The sequence below is a fragment of the Paenibacillus graminis genome (assembly GCF_000758705.1).
GTDB classification, from domain to species: Bacteria; Bacillota; Bacilli; order Paenibacillales; family Paenibacillaceae; genus Paenibacillus_AQ; species Paenibacillus_AQ graminis.
In genome coordinates this window covers 4,729,040-4,745,347 of sequence record NZ_CP009287.1, presented here as the reverse complement: position 1 = coordinate 4,745,347, position 16,308 = coordinate 4,729,040, and the positions used below count along the sequence as shown (strand labels likewise).

The 16,308-nt window shown below is 48.6% G+C and carries 14 protein-coding genes and 1 pseudogene; 13 read left to right on the top strand and 2 right to left on the bottom strand.

Annotation, left to right across the window (positions count from 1 at the left end; translation table 11 throughout):
* Positions 1 to 115 precede the first annotated feature (115 nt).
* The 3 genes from PGRAT_RS20385 (at position 116) to PGRAT_RS20375 (ending at position 2,621) form a co-directional block, all read left to right on the top strand.
* Positions 116 to 913: a recombinase family protein gene (locus PGRAT_RS20385; RefSeq protein ID WP_025707953.1), complete on the top strand. Its 798-nt coding sequence runs from the start codon at positions 116 to 118 to the stop codon at positions 911 to 913.
* Positions 910 to 1,167, top strand: coding sequence for a hypothetical protein (locus PGRAT_RS20380; protein ID WP_025707954.1), 258 nt, complete (start codon positions 910 to 912; stop codon positions 1,165 to 1,167). Before PGRAT_RS20385 ends, PGRAT_RS20380 begins: the two co-directional genes overlap by 4 nt.
* A gap of 218 nt (positions 1,168 to 1,385) precedes the next feature.
* Positions 1,386 to 2,621 (top strand): IS110 family RNA-guided transposase, encoded by a 1,236-nt coding sequence (locus PGRAT_RS20375; RefSeq protein WP_025707955.1) that lies wholly within the window; start codon positions 1,386 to 1,388, stop codon positions 2,619 to 2,621.
* A 182-nt stretch (positions 2,622 to 2,803) separates the two neighbouring features.
* Here the strand turns inward: PGRAT_RS20375 and PGRAT_RS20370 are convergent, their stop codons facing one another.
* Together PGRAT_RS20370 and PGRAT_RS20365 are read right to left on the bottom strand one after the other, a co-directional pair.
* Positions 2,804 to 3,700, bottom strand: a complete 897-nt coding sequence (locus tag PGRAT_RS20370) for an RCC1 domain-containing protein (protein ID WP_025707956.1) — start codon at positions 3,698 to 3,700, stop codon at positions 2,804 to 2,806.
* Positions 3,701 to 3,763: 63 nt separating this feature from the next.
* Entirely contained in the window at positions 3,764 to 4,135 is a 372-nt protein-coding gene (locus PGRAT_RS20365) for a hypothetical protein (RefSeq protein ID WP_025707957.1), read from the bottom strand.
* A 143-nt stretch (positions 4,136 to 4,278) separates the two neighbouring features.
* Here PGRAT_RS20365 and PGRAT_RS20360 point away from each other — a divergent pair, with 143 nt between their 5' ends.
* From PGRAT_RS20360 to PGRAT_RS20315, 10 genes and pseudogenes are all read left to right on the top strand, one after another.
* A complete protein-coding gene (locus tag PGRAT_RS20360) occupies positions 4,279 to 4,986 on the top strand; it encodes a MerR family DNA-binding transcriptional regulator (RefSeq protein WP_025707958.1) in 708 nt (235 codons plus the stop codon).
* A 450-nt stretch (positions 4,987 to 5,436) separates the two neighbouring features.
* Positions 5,437 to 7,014, top strand: coding sequence for a sigma-70 family RNA polymerase sigma factor (locus PGRAT_RS20355; RefSeq protein ID WP_025707959.1), 1,578 nt, complete (start codon positions 5,437 to 5,439; stop codon positions 7,012 to 7,014).
* A gap of 566 nt (positions 7,015 to 7,580) precedes the next feature.
* A complete protein-coding gene (locus PGRAT_RS20350) occupies positions 7,581 to 7,790 on the top strand; it encodes a zinc ribbon domain-containing protein (protein WP_020432362.1) in 210 nt (69 codons plus the stop codon).
* Between the two features lie 417 nt (positions 7,791 to 8,207).
* A pseudogene (locus PGRAT_RS20345) lies at positions 8,208 to 8,552 on the top strand (TetR-like C-terminal domain-containing protein); the annotation flags it as partial.
* Positions 8,553 to 8,824: 272 nt separating this feature from the next.
* The gene (locus PGRAT_RS20340) at positions 8,825 to 9,883 is read left to right on the top strand and encodes a FecCD family ABC transporter permease (RefSeq protein WP_025707961.1); all 1,059 of its coding nucleotides are present in this window, start codon (positions 8,825 to 8,827) and stop codon (positions 9,881 to 9,883) included.
* Between the two features lie 2 nt (positions 9,884 to 9,885).
* A complete protein-coding gene (locus PGRAT_RS20335) occupies positions 9,886 to 10,920 on the top strand; it encodes a FecCD family ABC transporter permease (RefSeq protein WP_042267112.1) in 1,035 nt (344 codons plus the stop codon).
* 273 nt (positions 10,921 to 11,193) lie between these two features.
* Positions 11,194 to 12,234: an NAD(P)/FAD-dependent oxidoreductase gene (locus tag PGRAT_RS20330; protein WP_025707407.1), complete on the top strand. Its 1,041-nt coding sequence runs from the start codon at positions 11,194 to 11,196 to the stop codon at positions 12,232 to 12,234.
* Between the two features lie 180 nt (positions 12,235 to 12,414).
* Positions 12,415 to 13,974 carry a spore germination protein gene (locus PGRAT_RS20325; protein WP_025707408.1) on the top strand — a complete coding sequence of 520 codons (1,560 nt, stop codon included), beginning with the start codon at positions 12,415 to 12,417 and terminating at the stop codon, positions 13,972 to 13,974.
* The gene (locus PGRAT_RS20320; RefSeq protein ID WP_025707409.1) at positions 13,971 to 15,173 is read left to right on the top strand and encodes a Ger(x)C family spore germination protein; all 1,203 of its coding nucleotides are present in this window, start codon (positions 13,971 to 13,973) and stop codon (positions 15,171 to 15,173) included. Before PGRAT_RS20325 ends, PGRAT_RS20320 begins: the two co-directional genes overlap by 4 nt.
* 35 nt (positions 15,174 to 15,208) lie before the next feature.
* Positions 15,209 to 16,306 carry a GerAB/ArcD/ProY family transporter gene (locus PGRAT_RS20315; RefSeq protein WP_025707410.1) on the top strand — a complete coding sequence of 366 codons (1,098 nt, stop codon included), beginning with the start codon at positions 15,209 to 15,211 and terminating at the stop codon, positions 16,304 to 16,306.
* The last annotated feature ends 2 nt before the right edge of the window (positions 16,307 to 16,308 follow it).

The window sequence follows — 16,308 nt, the reverse complement described above, 5'->3', positions numbered from 1 at the left end:
ACCATGAACTTGTCTGGAAAATCATTGAATGTAACTCTTAAAGGTTATATAATCATAGTGTGGAACGGTTAAGAGTTACACTAATTACAATTCCCGTAACGATGGAGGTTTAAACATGAATGTCATAGGATATGTGCGGGTCAGTACACAAGGTCAAGTGAAGGATGGCTACAGTTTGTCCTACCAGCAGGACGAGATTCAGTCGTACTGTGAGGATCAGGGATGGCATCTGGTTCACGTCTTTACAGACGAGGGGATCAGTGGAGCAAAAGTGGATGAAGAGGCCTTAGAGGTCGAACGAGAGGGCTTCCAAGATATGCTGACTTATGTATCAAGTCACAAGGTAGATTACGTTGTTGTCCTGAACACAAGCAGATTATGGAGAAGTGATATTGTCAAAGTCCTTGTCCATCGGGAACTGAAAAAGCGTAGTATCGACATTCGGAGTATTGAACAACGAACCTATAGCATTTTTAAGAAAGACCCGTCAGACTTTTTAATTAACGGTTTGATGGAATTGTTAGATGCTTATCAACGGCTAGAAATTGCTATGAAACTGGGACGAGGACGAAACAAAAAAGCATCCGAAGGCAAGTTTGCTGGTGGTGGTATTCCTTTTGGTTACAAAGGGAAACGGGGATCAAAGCAAATGTTCATCGACGAACAGAAAGCATCTACGGTTCAACGGTTATTTGAATTGAAAGAGCAATACCCTAGATGGTCATTGTCGGCTTTAGCCGAGAAGTTAAATGAAGAAGGATTCACAACGGAACAAGGGAAGAGGTTCACCAAAGTACAGGTGAAACGAATCCTAGACCGTAAAGCATTTTACCAAGGAACATATCGCTACGGACAGATTGAAGCAGACGGTAAACATCAAGCCATCCTAAATTATGGGGGAATGTGCTTGTGACGATATTACAAGAAAAGTACGAGTTACTGGTAGAGCAAGAAGATCAGCTTCTAACAAGTCTCCGAACAACTGCCGCTTATGAAAGTGCCATATTTCAAATTACACATGAACAAGCTGTGGAGATTGACTTGCCGACAGCGGAAAAAATCATAGATAAGTTTCACGAGTACACAGAAGAACTGCGGCTAGACCTACTTTATGTACGGCTGGAGAAGTCACATGTTGCTGGGATGTTAAAACTTACAGCTTTCTAAGCATTAGGTGAACAAGAGATTGCTTACGTATCTTTGCGGCACCGACCGCTCGAACTGAGGATGCAAACTTGTTTATCAATAATGTTTTAGCCACTCGTTTGAGTGGTTACTAATGGGCTGGATACATACAGAGCAAGCGATGAGGGCAGCAAGGATTCTTGACCGTAATGAATCGAATCCATTGGTAACAATTCAAATACAGAGGGAGCAACAGAAGCATGATTGAACAGCAGAATCTAATCTATGTAGGGGTTGACCTGCATAAACAGCATCATACAGCTGTCATTATTGACTGCTGGAGTAAGAAGCTAGGAGAAGTTAAATTCGATAACAAGCCGTCTGCCTTTCCTTTGCTGCTTAAGGAATTGAAGAAGTACACCAAAAAAGGCTTGTCCGTTGTCTATGGATTGGAGGATGTCGGAGGATATGGCAGAGGACTCGCTGTCTACCTCAAGGACAATCATTGCTGGGTGAAGGAAGTGAACGCAAAACTCGCCAACGCCAGAAGACAGAGCCATGTGACCGTTCAAAAAACGGATAGCTGGGATGCGGAATGCGTTGCCAAGGTACTTAGAGACGAGTTGGAGCGCCTGCCAGATGCCAAGCCCATTGATCTGTATTGGGCGATTAGCCAGCTTGTGACGCAGCGAAGATGGTTGGCTAAGATTTTAACAGAAACGGTAAAGAAGTTACACCAACAAATTAGCTATTCTTATCCCAGTTATAAAAAGTTCTTCTCTGAAGTGGAGGGGAAAACGGCACTCGCCTTCTGGGAAACGTACCCATCACCGTATACCTTGAAGGACGTGTCAGAGGAAGCCCTTGCGGCATTCTTGCGAAAGTACAGCAACAATGGATTGTCTCATAAGAAGGCAAATCAAATTCTTACTCTGATCGACGCAGACGGAGAAACGTATCGGGATTATCAGCAGTCACGAGATTCAGTAGTGGTGAGTCAAGTGGAATCCGCTCGGTTTTTTCAAGAACAATTAGTCAGTATAGAGGACGAAATTGATTTCTTATTGAAGCGTCTTGGCTTCCAACTTGAATCCATGACTGGGATAGATGTGGTGACAGCAGCACAGCTTGTGGCAGAGATTGGCGACATCTACCGATTTTCATCTCCCGACAAGCTTGCTCGTTTTGCTGGTATTGCACCTGTAACTGTAGGTTCAGGAAACAAGTCACGAAACTACAAAAGTAAACAAGGCAATCGGGAATTGCACGATATCATCAAGAGCCTTGCGATTCGTCAGATTGGTGTCACTCGTACCAAGAGAGAACCAAAGAATGCTTATTTTCATTCTTATTATGAGCGCAAGATAGCAGAGGGGAAAACCAAACAACAAGCGGTTGTCTGCTTAATGAGGAAGCTGGTAAACATCATCTACGCCATGATGAAGAAAAAATCAGCCTACGTGATGCCGAATATAACTGTACGGCAGGCAGGATGATAGAATGGGTGGTAATTGGGAGTGCTTTCTCCGTTGCCACCTTATTTTTACAAAGCTCCGCTTTATAAACTAGGATACGTATGAAGGGCAGCTGAATGATCCGCTGAGTTTGAACCTTTATACTTGCGTAGAAAACAACCCTCTAATGTTCAATGAACCAAGCGGTAATATTAAATTGAAAACTATTTGGCAGGCAGTCGTATGCCGCGCCAGGCGCTTACATCGCATTGGCCATATTTATTATCACCCACAGCGACCACCGTGCCGTCCGCTTTAAGTCCCACGGTATGGGCACACCCCGCCGCAATCGCTACAATCTCGCGCCAATCGCTTACATTACATTGGCCATACTCATTCCAGCCCGCAGCCGCCACGGTACCGTCTGATTTAAGCCCGATGGTATGACTGCTGCCCGCCGCAATCGCCACAATACCGCGCCAGCCGCTTACATCGCATTGGTCATGTTTATTCCAACCCACAGCTGCCACCGTGCCGTCCGATTGAAGCAGGGCGGTATGAAGGTAACCCGCAGCTACCGCAACTATGCCGCCCCAACCGTTTACATCGCATTGGCGATACCGGTTATTTCCCGCAGCCGTCACCGTGCCGTCCGATTTAAGACCGATGGTATGCCAGTCACCGGCGGTGACCGCCACAATATCATGCCAGCCGCTTACATTGCATTCCCCTTCATGATTTCGGCCCACAGCAAGCACCGTGCCATCCGATTTAAGCCCAATGGTACGGCACCAGCCTGCTGCAACCGCTACAATATCGCGCCAGTCGTATACATCGCATTGGTTATGCTTATTCCAACCCACAGCGGTTACCGTACCGTCAGATTTAAGACCGATGGTATGAGCATTACCCGTGTTCGCCGCCATATGAACATTACCAGCCGCAACCGCCACCATATCGCACCAGCCGCTCACATCACATTGGCCGGATTTATTATCACCCACAGCTGCTACCGTACCGTCAGATTTAAGCAGGGCGGTATGACGACGACCCGCCGCTATGCTATCTTTAGGGTACTGTTTCGCCTTTAGGACCGCCTGGTTCGGTGTAATGTAATCCATGTCTTTCCTCCTATTCACAATCATAACGCCGAGTAAATAAGCCACAACTCTTGTCAATTACGCTTATTCGACCTTTTCAATCAAATAGCCCATATAAAAAACGGCAACTTTTATTGCCGCTATCCTTCTCGTAATGTAGGTCTGCTGCCCACTGCCCTCTTTGGATTTCTTAAGAAAAGAAGGAAGTGTCAGCAGCAAACTCTCCAGCTCCTTTTTTGCTTCAATTAAGTCTGTTTTGCAGATATCCGTTTCCCGGCCCTCCCAACGTGCAAGAAGCGTTTCCGCGCCAATCTGGGCAGCCTTCATTCGCCTCTGGAGCAACCTCGTCTGTGGTGCATCTGTTTTCATATGAGAGAGCGCCTTTTCCGATTTACGAATAATCGACTTAAACGCTTCAACCGACTGCTGCTTTTCTTCTGCTGTCAAATTTTCCATGAACAAATCACCCTCCTGCATCGATCATACAACATTCATGCAATATTTCGTTTGATCTACCAGGAATCCTTGTCTGGACGGCTATTGTTTCTTATAATATTGTTGCTATACTTTAGAGTTTGACTTTAAGGAAGGTGCCGCAGGTGGACAAAACTTTTACGCCGAAACAGATGGCAATGAGACTTCAGATCAGCACTACAACCTTGCGAAGATATGAAGATCTCGATTTGGTACCTGACGTACCTCGAACAGCCAGTAATAGAAGATTTTATGCACCGGTCCATGTTCAAGCATTCATTGCTTTACGTACCTTGATACAAGGATTCGGTATTCCTGTCAGCTACGATGTCATGAGTCTGTTAAAAAAAGGTCACGTCGAACAGGCACTTTGGAAAATCAATTCACATCAGTACAACATCCAGATGGAGAAACAACGGGTTGAAGAGGTCATGAGCTTAATTCAAAAAACCGGCTTTTCCAAGTACAAGAATGTGCAGGTAACGGAAGAGATGAAAATCGGGGAGGTTGCCGCAATCACTGGTGTAAACCCGTCCGCTATCCGCCATTGGGAAAAGGAGGGGCTTATCCGCGCCAAGCGGAATCCGGAAAACGGGTATAGAGTCTTTACATCCCGTGAATTAAAAAAGATTATTGTGCTGAGCAGTTTAAGGAAAACCGTCTTTTTCATTGATAGCATGAAACAGTTGCTTGAAGCTTTAGAGATACATGATCTAACTACAATTGAACGCTCCTTCAAAGTGGCTCTTCAAAAACTGAATGAGCAATTGGAAAAGCAAATGAATGGCATAGCGGAAATGATGAGATATATACAATTCTGCAAAATGGAGTAACTGGTTCAAATTGCGCCGTTGCACCTTCTGCGAAAATTTAACCGAATATCGGGCATAGTAAATTCCCATCCTTGATTAACTTGGAATGAGAGAAAACAGGATTATCACCCGTGTTTTTTGCTATGCCGTAAACAGTAACTGTTTCGTGATTCTGCTGTTAGCGGGATACGATGAAGGTCGTACCCCTTTGTGAACATAAGCCGGTTTTTTGGCTTTTCGCCGCGATACAGCACCTGCTTAGGAGGCTGCTTGTCCGCGGTATTTTTATGCCCAAAAACAACTTCAATTTTTAGGAGTAAAGCCATTGTTATGTATGTTTTGATGAATTAGGTGTTATAAAAACGATTGGAAGACTTCATAATGAGCGAAATAAATCCAATGGATGTAACCTTTTCCCTTAACAATGGCACCTATAGATTAAGAACATGAGAGAAAAGAGGCTGGCGGCGTATGCGGCAGTGGGTAGAGAAGGCGAGACAGGGGGATACGGAGGCGTTCGCCCAGCTGATGGCGCATTGCCGGGGGATGGCGTATGCAGTGTCTTGCGACATGCTGAAGGATGTCCATTTGGCGGAGGATGCGGTTCAGGAGGCGTTCCTTGAAGCTTTTCTGAATCTGCATAAGCTGAGTGAGCCGGCCGCTTTTCCCGGCTGGTTCAGGACGATTGTGGTGAGGCAATGCCAGCGGGCCTTGCGGCGCAAGCGCCATACCCTGCTCCCTCTGGACGAAGCTCTGAAAGGTTTGCAGAATGAGCCGGGTGCAGCAGACATCCTGGAACGGAAGGAAGCAGAGCAGGTGCTGCAAAGCTCAGTGGCAGCATTATCCGCCAAGCTTAGAGTTCCGGTGCAGCTGTTTTATTTCTACGGCTATTCCCTTCAGGAGATTTCCGGATATCTGGGAACTCCGGTGCAGACCCTTAAGAAGCGGCTTCACGATGCCCGCCAAAAGCTCAAGGGCACACTTCCGGTAGCCGATCTGGCATCCGTGTTCAATCATTTGTATGAAGGAGGCAGAAATATGCTGCATATTGTGAATGGAGATGTTGTGGGTAACATGCTGAAGCATGGCATTGTTCAAGGTGATGTTTTGGTGTGGAGGGAGATATACTCTTCCGGGCCTATATTTGCAAATCTCTCCGGGTCCCGGGAACGGGCCGAGCGCGCGCGGGTGCTGGAAACAGCACTGGGAATTCCGGCCGATAAGTATATCACAAACTGTGAGGAACAAGAGCGGAAACTTTGTGAATATACCCAATACGATGAAGTCGTACTGTGGTTTGAGCATGATCTGTTCGACCAGAGTATGCTTGCCTATCTGCTTCATTGGTTCAAGGGGCGGAAGCTGGGCCGGACCAAGCTTAGTCTGCTGTGCATTGGAGAGTTTCCGGGAATTGAACGGTTTCATGGGTTGGGACAGCTCACTCCGGCCCAGCTTGGAACGTTATCCGGGACCTGGCGGAGTATTGGGCGGCAAGAAATAGAGCTGGGAAGTGAGGTGTGGCAGGCGTATGCTTCTCCTGATCCCGCCCGAATGGCTGATTTACTGGATCAAAAGAAGGCAGAACTCGCAGCATCCGGCCTGCCTTATGCTTCTGATGCTTTCCGAACGCATCTCATGCGCCTGCCTTCGGTACAGAATGGCCTTGGGATTGTGGAACAGACCACACTTCAAGCTGTTGCATCCGGGGCAAATACGCCGCTGGAATTATTCCGTCAGGTGACCGACGCGCTGCATGTGCTCGGAATGGGGGATCTCGAATATTGGAAGGTTCTGCGTGCGCTCACGGCAGGGGAGCAGCCTCTGCTGCACATCGAAGGTGCTGAGGCGTACACGGATTTCCGGCAGATTCCGGAGTTCCTGAACCGCAGGGTTACGGAGACAGCGCTGGGGCAGCAGATACAGGAAGGAGCGGCGGACCGCGTCCTGGTCCAAGGAATAGATGAGTGGTATGGAGGCCTGCACATGCAGGGGCATGAGGTGCCGTGGCGGTGGGATACTGAGGCTGGGCAACTGGTCCGCAGCGAATAAATTAACAGTAAAGATGGCTGCCGGGAACGTTTTAAAAATTGTTTTTTGCCGCTGACCATAACAAAATAAGATTTTTGACGTATAATTATTGTTCTGGTCTTTATGTGCTGAAGGGCAAAGCTCGAAAAGATCCGCTGCGATACAAACATCATCTGGATTTTGAAGTTCGCAGCCGCTGTATTATGAGACAAAGGGAAGGGTCTGGATATCAGTGAAACCAGCGGATACCGGACTCATTTTATACGTTTGGATACAAATAAATGAACTCCTGTAACATTTCGGAATAAAATAAATATATACCCTGCCCTTCTTGTATCTGCAAGTGGGTCTTTTTTACTCATTTATCCGGTTTGCTGGTTAAGGAAAATTATGGGTGGTATGATGGGGATACCTTTTTCAGCGGGTCATGAAAAACGGCCTAGACCAGAGGGCGAATCCAAGTATAGCTCTGCGCCTTAAGCATCAATGTACGCAATTAGTTTATTTTCCGCCTCGGTTTAACCGATGTAATACGTAACAGACGAAACCTTAGATGAACCAGAGAAACCTTTGGAGGAGAGAGTACCATGGCTAAGAAACAATTTATTTGCAGTAAATGCGGATGTAAAGAGTATGCCGTGGATCAGTTTCAGGCAACCGGCGGCAACTTTGCTAAGCTTTTTGATGTCCAGAACAAAAAATTCATTACCATCAGCTGCCGGGAATGCGGCTATACTGAATTATACAAGTCCAATACGGCAAGCGGCATGAATATATTGGACTTCTTAATGAATTAGAAATAGATTCCCTTGAATTACATATCTGCAGGCCATCCCGGATATAAAACGGAGTTCATTGACGGATGAAAATATTCGTCCAGCGGTTGAAAATTATGCTTGAAGCGAGACCTTTTGCCTGTTACTTGCTATTGTTGCAAGTGTGGAGTAGTCTGGCGGACATACTTGAACTTCTGCCCGCCAGTCTTGTGCTTATATTCACAATATGAACACACCGGATCGATATAGCCGGTCATGCACCAGCCGGATAGCGGACGAATTCTCCGTAGCTTCCCAATCCTCAGTTGTTCCCCCGCTGCCACGCCTCAAAGACAATGTCGGATCCCCGTTTTCCCGTACCTTCTGGTATGCAAGCGAATTCCTCCCTGCCTGATATGGTAACATTCGTACGATGATGGTGGAGGCTGGAAACAGGGGTTTCTGAGCGTACTATATTATACACAAAGCAATAAAACCATCTGCCTGAATACCTTCCATTCGCTGGGCCGGGAGCATTTGGAGAGCTTTTTGTACGGGGTGGTTTATGGAGTAATGATCCAGGTCGTGGAAGAACTGGACGCGCTTGAACCGGAACGGGCGGGCTTGCAGGCCAAGCAGGAGATTGCTGATTTCTATACATTGGCTATTCTTGGACAGGTGATTAATTGGCTAAAAGCAGGGGCGAACTCTGACCCGGCCCGGATTGTGGCAAAGGTTGCCCGGATTATGGACGGAAGCATCTCCCGGGGGCTGGCCAACTATCATACCACCTCGCTCAAATGAAATCAGGCTATCATGATCCAATCTTCCGCAGATGCGTAACCGCTGTGAGGCTGCTGGAGCTGACCATTGCGGTGATCGTACTACCGCATCTGATTTCATACGTAACACTTATTTCAGAACCCCGGCAATCGTCGCTTTTACAGGATGCTTGCCGGGGTTCTGGCTTTTTTTAAAGTAACGAATTAGATTTATCCATTGCCAAAAGAAGGCTTTTTCCTTTACAATGTGATAATGATAATGATTATCAATTTCATAAGAAAAAGGTGGAAGATATGAGTCAACAGACAGCAGCCGGTACAGGTCCCCTAGGGCGGCTGGATGAGGTGAAGCTTCGTTCGCGGCCTTGGGCGGCTACGCTGATCCTGGTTGGCGGTCTGGTTGCCCTGGCGCTGGGTATTGCAGTATCGGTCTCGTTCGGGGCTGCGGATATTCAGCTGCCGGTGGTATGGAACGCTATTTTTCATTTCAATCCGGATATTACGGATCACCAGATTATCCGGGAGCTTCGGCTGCCCCGTGTGCTTGGCGGTGTGATGATCGGTGCCAGCTTTGCTGTGGCAGGAGCGGTTATGCAAGGGATGACCCGCAACCCGCTCGCGGATTCCGGGCTGATGGGCATTAATTCGGGGGCAGGATTTGCGCTGGCGCTTTGTTTCGCATTTATGCCTAATCTGCCATTCATGAGTTTGATCCTGTATTCCTTTGTGGGTGCAGGTGCGGGGGCGGCGATTGTGTATGGTGTCGGGTCCTTGGCTAAAGGCGGATTGACTCCAGCCCGTCTGGTGCTGGCCGGTGCGGCTTTGAGTGCGCTGCTCTCGGCGTTAAGCGAAGGCGTGGCTTTGTACTATAAAATCGGACAAGATCTGGCCTTTTGGTATGCAGGAGGCATAGCCGGAACGAAATGGTTCCAGCTGAAAATTATGTTTCCCTGGGTTTTTGCGGCGGTTCTTGGGGCCATCGCGTTGTCCCGCTCCATTACCATGCTCAGCCTGGGCGACGATGTTGCCAAAGGGCTTGGGCAGCGTACAGGCCTGGTGAAGCTGGCAGGTGCTCTGATTGTCCTGGTTCTTGCCGGTTCATCGGTATCTGTAGTAGGAGCTGTCGGTTTTATTGGTCTGATCATCCCCCATTTGACGCGGTATCTTGTCGGTGTGGATTACAGGTGGATTATTCCGTGCTCTGCTGTGCTTGGCAGTCTGCTGGTGGTGCTCGCTGATCTGGCGGCCAGAACCATCATTCCGCAGCATGAAACACCGCTCGGTGCCGTTCTTGCACTGATTGGTGTGCCTTTCTTTCTGTATCTGGCCCGTAAAGAGAGAAGGGAGCTGTGAGTATGTCCAAGACAACGGCCATAAGTTTTGATGAAGTTAGACGCAAACGCGGATTTCGGGTGCTGGCAGTCATTGCTGTCTTGATTGTTGCTGCTTTTATTATCAGTGTGAATACAGGATACATACGTTTGACACCGCTGGAGCTGCTGCACACCCTGCTTGGCCGGGGGACGGATAAGCAAGAGCTCATTCTTTTCGATTTCCGTCTGCCGCGGATTGTGATTTCGATTCTGATTGGAGCCGGTCTGGCGGTTTCAGGAGCGGTAATGCAAGGCGTTTTCCGCAATGATCTGGCCGACCCCGGCATTCTCGGGATCAATGCCGGAGCGGGACTTATGGTCATGCTGCTGATATCCTTTTATCCGGCAACGTCTGCGGCACCGGTCTTTATGCTTCCGCTGGTGGCCTTTGTGGGGGCTGCATGTACTGCGGCAATGATCTATGCACTTGCCTATAAGCGGCACCAGGGAATTTCGCCGATCCGCCTGCTGCTGACCGGTGTAGCGGTTGCTGCCGGGATGAGTGCAGCGATGATTGTGCTTACCTTGCGCCTCGATCCGGATAAATACCAATTTGTTGCCACCTGGCTGGCGGGCAGTATCTGGGGAACCAGCTGGAAGTTCGTGCTGTCCCTGCTGCCCTGGATCCTCATTCTGCTGCCCTATGTGATCTATAAGGCAAGAGTGATGAATGTATTGAATCTCGGCGATCAGACTGCAACCGGATTGGGGGCGGCAGTAACCAAGGAACAATTCCGTCTGCTCGGGGCTGCAGTAGGATTGGCAGCGGCCAGTGTAGCCGTAAGCGGCGGAATCGGGTTCGTGGGCTTGATCGGCCCTCATCTGGCCCGGCGCCTGGTGGGGCCGAAGCATCAGCTGATGCTGCCCGCTTCGGCACTGCTGGGCTCCTTGCTTGTCCTAACGGCGGATACCATTGGCCGCTGGATTCTGCAGCCGTCTGAAATACCGACGGGCATTGTTGTCGCTGTAATCGGTGCGCCTTATTTTCTGTATTTGCTGGCCCGTACCAAATCTTGATGAGCAGAAACAAATTTTTTGAGAATATAGATTGTACTTGAAAAATTAAAAATAAGGGAAAAGTGACGAAGGAGAAGTCTGGAACTGTAGGAGCGGAGCGGTAGCGTCCGCCTTTGTCTACGGATTTCCACTATGAACAGCAATTCAAGAAATCTGTAGACAACAGCGGCCGGAAATCGAAAGATTCTCTGTAGTCATTGCCAGTCCCCAAATAGAAAACACAAAGTTCAGTTTATACTGCTATAAATACCAATACACCTTGGAGGGGAAAATATGAGCAAAGAGCTGGAATTATACGATGTGACGATTATTGGCGGCGGTCCTGCCGGCATGTATACAGCCTTTTATAGCGGAATGCGGGATCTCAAAACCAAACTGATAGAGGCTAAGGAAGAGCTGGGCGGCAGAATGCTCATTTATCCCGAGAAAATGATCTGGGATGTGGGGGGAGTCACCCCGGTTCTCTGCCGTAAATTGATTGATCAGCTTGCCGAGCAGGCCCGGACCTTTGATCCGGCCATCGTGCTGGGTCAACAGATTATTGGCCAGGAGCGGCAGGAGGACGGCACATATATTCTGACATCGGCGACCGGTGAACGGCACTGGACACGTACTATCATTCTGACCATAGGGTATGGCATTCTCCAAATGGCGAAGCTGGAAATAGAGGGAGCGGACCGATATGAGGTTACAAACCTTCATTATACTGTACAGGAGCTGGAGCCTTTCCGCGGCAAGCGGGTGCTGATCTCTGGCGGCGGTGATTCGGCGGTGGATTGGGCTAACGAACTGGAGCAGATTGCCGCAAGCGTGACAATCGTGCACCGGCGCGAGCAGTTCGGCGGACATGAGAAGAACATTGCCCGCATGAAAGCTTCGTCAGTCCAAGTGCGGGTTCCGCATACAGTCAGCCAGCTGCACAGCAGCGACGGGGAGAAGATAGACCAGGTTACGATTAGCCATATGGAATCCGGCGCATCCGAGCAGCTTGAGGTCGATGCAGTGATCGTGAACCACGGGCTGAAGAGTGATTTTGGTCCGCTTAAGGACTGGGGGCTGGACATGGGCGAGTGGTGGGCCAATGTCAGCAGCAGGCTGGAGACCAACCTTCCTGGTGTTTTTGCCGCCGGAGATTTCGTGGATTACAGCAGCAAGGTCCGGCTGATCGCCGGAACGTTCACCGATGCGGTTCTGGCTCTGAACAGCGCCAAGCTGTATATAGACCCTGATGCACCGAAGGTGGCTTACGTCTCCTCGCATAATGAACGTTTTAAGGAGAAGAACAAGGCGCTTGGCGTAGCGGATGAACACTAGCAGGCTATTAATGAATTATCAGCGAATAGAGGCTGGCCTTATGCAGAAATTCTGCGCGGCCAGCCTCTTTGTGCTGTATATACCCGATGGTTTCACTAAGGCAGGGCAAGCGTCCGGCTATTCCATAACCTGCATAAAAAAAGGATAGCGGGCAAATAGTATGTGCAGGAGGTGCTTGCGATGGCTGCTCAAACAAAAGAAAAAAAACAGTCTCAATCGGCTGATAGCAATCTAAGCTCCCCGCTCTCCGGGAACCTGGAAGAAGATTTACAGCTCATCGGGCAAGGTCTGGGGAACAGTATGGATCTGATCATTCGCCGTTTCAAAATGATAAATCCGGCACCCCAGGTTGCTGTTATTTATATGGAAGGCCTTACGGATAAGGAGTTAGTAGATGACTTCATCTCCCATGCATTGTCCTATCAATCCGTTGGTGAGGAAGGGCGGAAGCTGTCGACCGTCCAGGAGGTTTTTAACTATATCAAGGAAAAAGCACTGACTCCGGGCAAAAGCCAGTCGCTCACAGACAGGAATGGGCTGTATGAAGCCCTTTTGTCCGGCAACACACTTGTACTGGTTGAAGGTGTACCAGAAGCACTCAGCGGCGATACAAGCGGAGGCGAGGTCCGTCCAGTCTCTGAGGCAGGGACGCAGGTTTCGATCCGGGGGTCCAAGGAAAGCTTTACCGAAACGATAAGTGTCAACATTTCTCTGGTCCGGCGAAGAATTAAAAATCCGAATCTTTGGGTAGAACCGATGAAGCTGGGTGCTGTGACGCAGACTAATGTTGCGATTATGTATATCCAGGGGTTAGCTGATAAAGATGTGCTCCAGAAGCTGAAGGAGAAGCTGAAGGAGATCAGAGTGGATTCCATTCTGGAATCGGGATACATTGAGCAATTAATAGAAGAGAGCGGGTACACCCCTTTTCCGACACTGTACAACACAGAACGGCCGGACAGCGTGGCCGGGAATTTACTGGATGGAAGAATTGCCGTTTTTGTGGATGGAACCCCTTTTGTACTTATAGCCCCTGCAACTTTCTTTATGTTTTTTCATACTGTGGAGGACTATTATCAGCGGTTTGATATCGCTACATTGATCCGTTTATTGCGTTTTCTCTGTTTTCTTATTTCGATGTTTGGCCCTGCTATCTTTGTTGCCGCGCTTAATTTTCATCAGGAGATGATCCCTACTCCGCTGCTCATTAATTTAGCTTCACAACGGGAAGGGGTTCCTTTTCCCGCCTTTGTTGAAGCGTTGATGATGGAGGTCACCTTTGAAATTATCCGTGAGGCGGGAATCCGCCTGCCTTCGCCAATCGGACAGACCGTCTCGATTATTGGAGGTCTGGTTTTGGGGCAGGCCGCAGTACAGGCGGGCATTGTTTCACCTGCCATGGTTATTGTGGTTTCTTTAACGGGGATCTCCAGCTTTACTACACCTGCTTTTAATATGGCGCTCTCCGTACGTTTTTTGCGCTTTGTTATAGTGTTTGTGGCCGCGTTCATGGGCCTGTACGGCATAGTAATTCTGGCCTTGATGATGATCGCGCATTTATGCAGCCTGCGGTCACTCGGCGTTCCGTATATGTCTCCTTTGGGACCCTTTGACCCTGAGGCCCAGAAGGATACCCTGATCCGGTCACCGATCCATTTTATGAAGATACGGCCGCGTCTGGCAGACAAAAGCAATGTGCGCAAGAAAGCGGACAAGGAAAAACAGGGGAACCAGGCATGAAGACAAAACGCCTGTCTGTTCTTATTCTCTTTGCCGTTCTGTCTCTTAACCTGGCCGGATGCTGGAACAGCAGGGAGCTGAACGAGCTTGCGATCGTAAGCGGGATTGGCGTTGACCGGCTTATGGACACGGGTGAGCTTCGGGTTACCTTCCAGGTGGTGAATCCGTCTGCTACCGCCACTACCCAGGGAGCGAGCACCAGCCAGTCGCCAATCTCCATTTACTCAGTCAATGACCGGACAGTATTTGGGGCGCTCCGCAGAGCTTCTAAGCAGGCGACCCGTCAGCTTTTTTTTGCCCATGCTCAGCTTCTGGTGATAGGAGAATCGCTCGCAGAAAGCGGTATGAACGATGTGCTTGATATTTTTGAAAGATCCCATGAGCTTCGGCTGAATACAACTGTACTGGTATCAAGAGGCACGGATGCAGAGTCCATCATGAAGGTGTTGCTGCCTCAGGAGAGCGTACCCTCTATCGGGTTGGGCAAAAAGGCAGAAAATACCTCCAAGGTCTGGGGGGAAACACCACAGGTCAGTGTGTTTGAAACGGTCAAGGAAATTACAGGCGGCGGAGGGTTTACGATCAGCGGTGTCCGGATGCGCGGCAACGTGGAGGAAGGACAGAAAAAGGCAAGCCTGGAGCAAACGAAGGCGGAAACCTCAATCCTGATCAGCGGCCAGGCCGTATTCAAAAAGGGAAAGCTTGAGAATTGGATCGACGGGCCTGAAGCGAGGGGCACCCAGTGGATTCTCGACAAAATTGTCGAAACTAATTTGAATATTGATTCCGGGGATCAAGCTAAGGCCGTTGCCGTAAACGTGGTATACTCCAATACCAGGATCAAGGTTGAAATGCGTGACGGGCTGCCTGTATTTAAAGTCTACATCAGCGAGGAAGGGAATCTCAATGAGACGGAAAGCGATGTAGATTTGAGCAAAAACCAGGAAATTAAAAAGCTGGAGGCAGAGATGGAGGAATTAACGAAGAAGGAAGTCCGGGAAGCTTTTCAAGCCGCACAAAGGTTAGAGTGCGATTATTTCAACTTTGCCAATGAATTCAAACGCGTTAATCCGGCGGAATGGAAAAAAGTTGAGAAGGATTGGAATCAGATTTTTGCCAAAGGCAAACTGGATGTTCAGGTTCAAGCTTATATCCGGGCTACAGGGATGCGGCTGACCCCGCTGAAGGCCCCGGAATAACCGATGCTGATTGAATAGGATAGGGAGACTGCTATATGAAAAAAGAGGTCATCGGCCCCAGTCAATTATTTGCTATGATTGTGCTGTTTGAACTGGGAACCGCATTAGTTATTCCCATTGGACTGGAAAGCGGCCATGCGGTATGGCTGTCAATTCTGATGGCACTGCCCGGTGGGGTTATGCTGTATCTGATCTACAATGATCTCTACCGCCAATTTCCGGATTTGATTATCAGCGGCTATACCCGGAAAATACTTGGCAAATTCATCGGCTGGCCGCTTAGCTTGCTGTATATTCCGGTGCTTATGTTCAACGGCTCCAGAAATTTGCGGGAGGCGGGAGATCTTCTAATCTCGGCCTCCTACGACAGAACGCCGATCCTGATCATTAATTCCATTATGGTCATTGCTGTTATGTATATTCTGAACAAGGGAATTGAGGTATTTGCCAGAACCGCAGAGATTTATTTTTGGATAATGATAATCATGGGCCTGGTATGCAATGGAGTGGTGATTATCGCGGGTCTGGTGGATTATAAAAATCTGTTTCCCTTGCACTACAATGATTGGGTGGATGCCTTGACTTCCGCATATCCGAACATCTGGATATTCCCCTTCGGCGAGCTGGTTTGCTTCTCAACGGTTTTGCCCTATTTAAAGAAATCCGGAAAATCGAAAAAAACAGGCGTTGCCGCGATCATTCTAAGCGGATTTCTGCTCTGCTTCACCCATGCGATTGAAATATCCGTTCTCGGAGTAGACATTTACAGCAGAGCAGCTTTTCCCATATATACGACTATAACACTGGTTAACGTTGCTAATTTTATCCAACGTCTGGATGCGTTTGTGATCCTGACCCTGATTATCGGGGTTTTCTTCAAAATGTCAATTTATTGTTTTGCGGCGACCGTCATCACAGCGGATCTGTTCAAGGTTAAAGATTACCGGAGGCTGGTTGTGCCTATGGGAGTCATTGTACTGTTCATTTCGTTTATCAGTGTGGAGAATTACACCAGCCATTTGAATGAGGGGAAAGTGTTTTTGAAGTACTTCCTCCCCGCTATTTGTGCGGTTGTACCGATTCTTTTGTTCCTTGTCCATCGCATACGGAAGCGGTTTGGCTGGTACAGGTAGCC